Consider the following 4,387-nt stretch of genomic DNA (forward strand, 5'->3'; position numbering starts at 1 on the left):
CAGATTGGGAAGTTAAACAAATAACTTCACTACTATGATAAGGGTATCGGCGAAGGTTGTCAAATAGTTTTTTTCTATTGAGTAACGGTTGATCAAATCACAAGGAGGTTTTTCAGAGGAAGTGCTTATGTCAAAGATAGAATTTTTTACACTTTAAAAAAGTAATGTATACTTTGTCAACTGAAAATCACTTTTTTGATATGCAAGACTTAAAAATATTAGAAAACCTAAAGGCCAAAGCACTAGGAGCTGAAAAAGGAGGCGGTCCTGATAGGATCAACAAACAACATACAAAAGGGAAACTAACTGCTAGAGAAAGGCTGAATATACTGCTCGATGAAAATTCGTTTGAGGAATACGACAAATTCGTAAAACACCATGCAACTGATTTTGGCATGCAAAATGCTAATTTTCTAGGTGATGGGGTTGTAATTGGCCACGGTACTATCTATGGCAGAAAGGTTTTTGTTTATTCTCAGGATTTCACTGTCTTTGGTGGGTCACTTGGCGCGTCACATGCAAGAAAAATATGCAAAATTATGGATATGGCAATCAACGCCAGGGCTCCAATTATCGGGCTAAATGACTCTGGTGGAGCTAGAATTCAAGAAGGAGTAAATTCCCTTGCTGGCTATGGAGAAATTTTTCAAAGGAATGTAAATGCATCAGGCGTTATACCACAAATCTCTCTAATCATGGGCCCGTGTGCTGGCGGTGCAGTTTATTCTCCAGCATTAACTGACTTTACTTTCATGGTGAAAAACAGCTCATACATGTTCATAACCGGACCAGATGTAGTAAAAAAAGTCACCTACGAAGACGTAAGCCACGAAGATCTTGGTGGAGCAAAAATCCATACAAGCAAAACAGGAGTCGCAGACTTTGCATTTAATAATGATGTTGAAATGCTGCTAAAAATGCGAGAATTCTTCACCTTTTTGCCGGCAAATAATCAAGAACCTCCAAAATCTGTACCGACCTACAATGATGTCGATGATGTTGATGAATCTTTAAATACTCTAATTCCTAGCAACCCTAATATTCCTTATGATATGTATGAACTGATTGAAAAGGTGTGTGATGAAAGGAAGTTTTTTGAGCTAAAACCTGATTTTGCCCGTAATATCATAATTGGTTTTGGTAGAATTGAAGGTAACACTGTTGGTATTGTTGCAAATCAACCTATGCACCTTGCAGGATGTTTGGATATTGACTCTTCAAGAAAAGCTGCAAGGTTTGTAAGGTTCTGTGACGCATTTAGTATCCCTATCATCACACTCATTGACGTTCCAGGGTTTCTGCCAGGTAAAAGTCAAGAATATAATAACATAATACAACATGGAGCAAAGTTGCTTTACGCTTATGCTGAAGCGACTGTACCGAAAATTAGCCTTATCACTAGAAAAGCGTATGGTGGTGCATACATTGTCATGAACTCTAAACATCTGAAAGGTGATATAAATTACGCTTGGCCGACTGCTGAAATAGCTGTCATGGGCCCTGAGGGTGCAGTTGAAATTATATTTCGACGTGAAAAAGATCAACAAACACTGGCTAAAGAGTACAAAGAAAAATTCGCTAATCCATTTTTTGCTGCATCACATGGATATATTGATGATATAATAGTGCCAAGTAAAACAAGGTATCACCTTCATAAAACGTTAGAGCTACTCAAAAACAAGAAAGTAGAAAGAATATGGAAAAAGCATGATAATCTGCCCTTGTAATTTTTTTCTAGGGTTTCTTTACGAGGTGTGCAACACTGCAAGGTGTGCCGTTACCAAGACTCGAACTTGGGACCTCGTCATTACCAATGACGTACTCTACCACCTGAGCTATAACGGCAGGATTCATATATATGAATAACATAAAAAAGAATAAGGAAAAAGAAGAAGAGAAAAAAAGATTAGCAAAAGCCTTAAAGCAAAATATTCTAAAAAGAAAAAAGCAGCAACAGAGTAGACAAGATGCCAGAACTACCGGAAGTGGAAGTAATATCTAACTTTTTGTTTGATAAAGTAAAAAACAAGCAAATAAGTAGTGTTACGGTCAATAATTGGAATTTACGTGTACCAATAACAAAAAATATCGGTGATGCGCTAAAAGGCAAAGCTATAAACGATATCAAGCGTAGAGGTAAATACATAATCTGGAATACAGACAATGATATAGCCGTCATCATACATCTTGGCATGAGCGGAAAGCTTATATACGCTGAAGATAATCAAGTGCAGAATAAACATGATCACGTGATATTTTCGTTTTCCGACAATGCTTCAATAGTTTTTAATGATCCAAGAAGGTTTGGGTTGGTTGTCGTTTTAAACAAAGCACAAGAAGTAAATTTTTTTAATGACTCCGGAATAGAGCCCTTAACGGATGAATTCAGTGGAGGCTATTTGCAGAAGCTACTGAAAAATAGGAAAGCAAATATCAAATCAGCATTAATGGACAACAAATTAATAGTTGGTGTAGGTAACATATATGCTTCTGAAAGCTTGTTTAGAGCCCGCATATCACCGCTCAGATCAGCACAAGATTTAACATACAGAGAGTGTGAAAAACTTGCCACTGAAATAAAAAATACTCTAAGTGATGCAATTGCTGCAGGTGGTTCAACGCTGAGAGATTATGCGCAGCCATCTGGATCTGTCGGATACTTCCAAAACAGTTTTTACGTATACGGTCAAGTTCAAAAACCTTGCAAAATTTGTAATCACGCCATAACACTTGTACGACAAAATGGCCGTAGCACTTATTTCTGCAGCGTATGTCAGAATTAAGATTTTATTCTTTGGTATGACATTTTTACCTGAAAAAGATCCGTTTGATTTGTTTTCGCAGTGGTACAAAGCGGCAGTCAATTCTTCATGTAAAGAGCCAACTGCAATGACGCTGGCAACTTGTAGCAAAGACTGCATTCCATCTGCAAGAGTGGTATTGCTAAAGGAATATAGCGAAGAAGGCTTCGTATTCTTCACTAATGTAAATAGTAGAAAAGGAAAAGAATTGACCGAGAACCCTAAAGCTGCATTAGTATTTCACTGGATGGAGTTTTCTAGGCAGGTACGAATTGAGGGAGATGTTAAACTCCTAGACGGTGAAAAAGCTGATGAATACTTCTCCTCTCGAGCACGCGATAGTCAAATTAGTGCATGGTGTTCAAAACAATCGAGCGTTCTGAAAAATTGGCAAGATTTTGAGAAATCTATCAAACTAAAGGAAAAAGAACTTTACAATACACAAGTTCCTCGTCCTGACTTTTGGGTGGGATTCTGCGTAATCCCAAAAGTAATTGAATTTTGGCAAGAAGGTGAACATAGAAGACACACTAGATTTAGATACACCCTTGTTGAAGAAGGCAACTGGAAAATAGAGCAGTTGTATCCTTAACCATGCAACACAACTGCACGAACATTGTTATTTGATAGCGATCTTCACTGGGAAACGAGGCAAAACTGGCTATAACATACTGTCTTTGAAATAAATGTCCGATGTGCTGCACACTGGAATAACAGAAAGCAAAACCTTAGTTTAAACTTCCTTCTCTTTTGAGGAAAAGCATCCTTTTACTTTTTCAATCATAAGTGATAGAACATATTCATTCACTTTTTCAGCTATTGGTGCAATGATATACTCTGCTGCAAGAATTCCTGCAATTGGCGCTATGGCTCCTATTACTGCACCTGTTAAATGCAGATCCTGCTCCAAGCATTGCACAGGAAAAATAGCAGTTGCAGCTGCAGCAAGACCAACTCCGATTGCAGCGCCTGCAACGCATATGCAAGCAGCCGCGAAAAGATCTTCTTTGCGAAATTCTCCTTTTCTTACACTATAGTATACACCCAATGCAACAAATAATATTGCAGGAACAGCGGCAACAATTCCACCTATAACTAAAGGTGATAAAGCTGTAAAACTTAGTCCCAAACCTGTAAGTCCTCCCAGCACAGCACCAAGCCCTACTATAAGTATAATCCCTCTAGTACTTTTATCCATATAATCTCCTAATTAATTGGTAATAATGATTTTTTTTCTGCAAAGTTTTAATTCCCTGTTATCATTATAGTTAGATTCATTGAGTAAGTAAAGTAATTTCTTTATGGAATAGTTTTGGACAAAAGAACGGAATAAGGATCTCGACTTACAATCATCCTAACTCCTATGGTGCCATCATAGCACTCCTTCTTCTGTCACTCCAGTGCCATCTTCTTGTTATCTCAGCGCCCCCTTTTCCTGTCAGTCCCAATCTCTATGATGTCATCCAAGTAGCCCCTTCTTCTGTTATCCCAATGCCTCCTTTTTTGTCATCCCAGTGCTTGACACTGGCATGGCTTTGTTGCATGGCAACTAAAAAACCTAGTGGTTACTGATAAAATTCATTATA

General features: G+C 38.0%; 5 protein-coding genes and 1 tRNA gene. 4 read left to right on the plus strand and 2 right to left on the minus strand.

Annotated elements, in window-relative coordinates; genetic code table 11:
* The first annotated feature begins 200 nt into the window (after positions 1 to 200).
* On the plus strand, positions 201 to 1,727 hold the full coding sequence (locus tag DM84_RS05030; protein WP_250778831.1) for an acyl-CoA carboxylase subunit beta: 1,527 nt from the start codon (positions 201 to 203) through the stop codon (positions 1,725 to 1,727).
* A gap of 45 nt (positions 1,728 to 1,772) precedes the next feature.
* Here the strand turns inward: DM84_RS05030 and DM84_RS05035 are convergent.
* Positions 1,773 to 1,845 (minus strand) — tRNA-Thr (locus tag DM84_RS05035).
* Between the two features lie 13 nt (positions 1,846 to 1,858).
* Between DM84_RS05035 and DM84_RS05040 the strand changes: the two genes are divergently transcribed.
* From DM84_RS05040 to pdxH, 3 genes are read left to right on the plus strand one after another with little or no spacing between them, the layout of a single operon-like run.
* Positions 1,859 to 2,002, plus strand: a complete 144-nt coding sequence (locus tag DM84_RS05040) for a hypothetical protein (RefSeq protein WP_250778828.1) — start codon at positions 1,859 to 1,861, stop codon at positions 2,000 to 2,002.
* The gene (gene mutM / locus DM84_RS05045) at positions 1,968 to 2,783 is read left to right on the plus strand and encodes a bifunctional DNA-formamidopyrimidine glycosylase/DNA-(apurinic or apyrimidinic site) lyase (protein ID WP_250778829.1); all 816 of its coding nucleotides are present in this window, start codon (positions 1,968 to 1,970) and stop codon (positions 2,781 to 2,783) included. Before DM84_RS05040 ends, mutM begins: the two co-directional genes overlap by 35 nt.
* Before the next feature lie 16 nt (positions 2,784 to 2,799).
* Positions 2,800 to 3,393, plus strand: a complete 594-nt coding sequence (gene pdxH / locus DM84_RS05050) for a pyridoxamine 5'-phosphate oxidase (RefSeq protein WP_250778832.1) — start codon at positions 2,800 to 2,802, stop codon at positions 3,391 to 3,393.
* A 141-nt stretch (positions 3,394 to 3,534) separates the two neighbouring features.
* On the opposite strand, the gene DM84_RS05055 is transcribed toward pdxH, so the two are convergent.
* Positions 3,535 to 3,999, minus strand: coding sequence for a hypothetical protein (locus DM84_RS05055; RefSeq protein WP_250778830.1), 465 nt, complete (start codon positions 3,997 to 3,999; stop codon positions 3,535 to 3,537).
* Positions 4,000 to 4,387: the final 388 nt, after the last annotated feature.

This window comes from Wolbachia pipientis, from assembly GCF_023661085.1.
GTDB lineage: Bacteria > Pseudomonadota > Alphaproteobacteria > Rickettsiales > Anaplasmataceae > Wolbachia.

Coding starts and splice junctions, on each gene's coding strand:
- DM84_RS05030 (WP_250778831.1), top strand. CDS start 201: ATGCAAGACTTAAAAATATTAGAAAACCTAAAGGCCAAAGCACTAGGA.
- DM84_RS05040 (WP_250778828.1), top strand. CDS start 1,859: ATGAATAACATAAAAAAGAATAAGGAAAAAGAAGAAGAGAAAAAAAGA.
- mutM (WP_250778829.1), top strand. CDS start 1,968: ATGCCAGAACTACCGGAAGTGGAAGTAATATCTAACTTTTTGTTTGAT.
- pdxH (WP_250778832.1), top strand. CDS start 2,800: ATGACATTTTTACCTGAAAAAGATCCGTTTGATTTGTTTTCGCAGTGG.
- DM84_RS05055 (WP_250778830.1), bottom strand. CDS start 3,999: ATGGATAAAAGTACTAGAGGGATTATACTTATAGTAGGGCTTGGTGCT.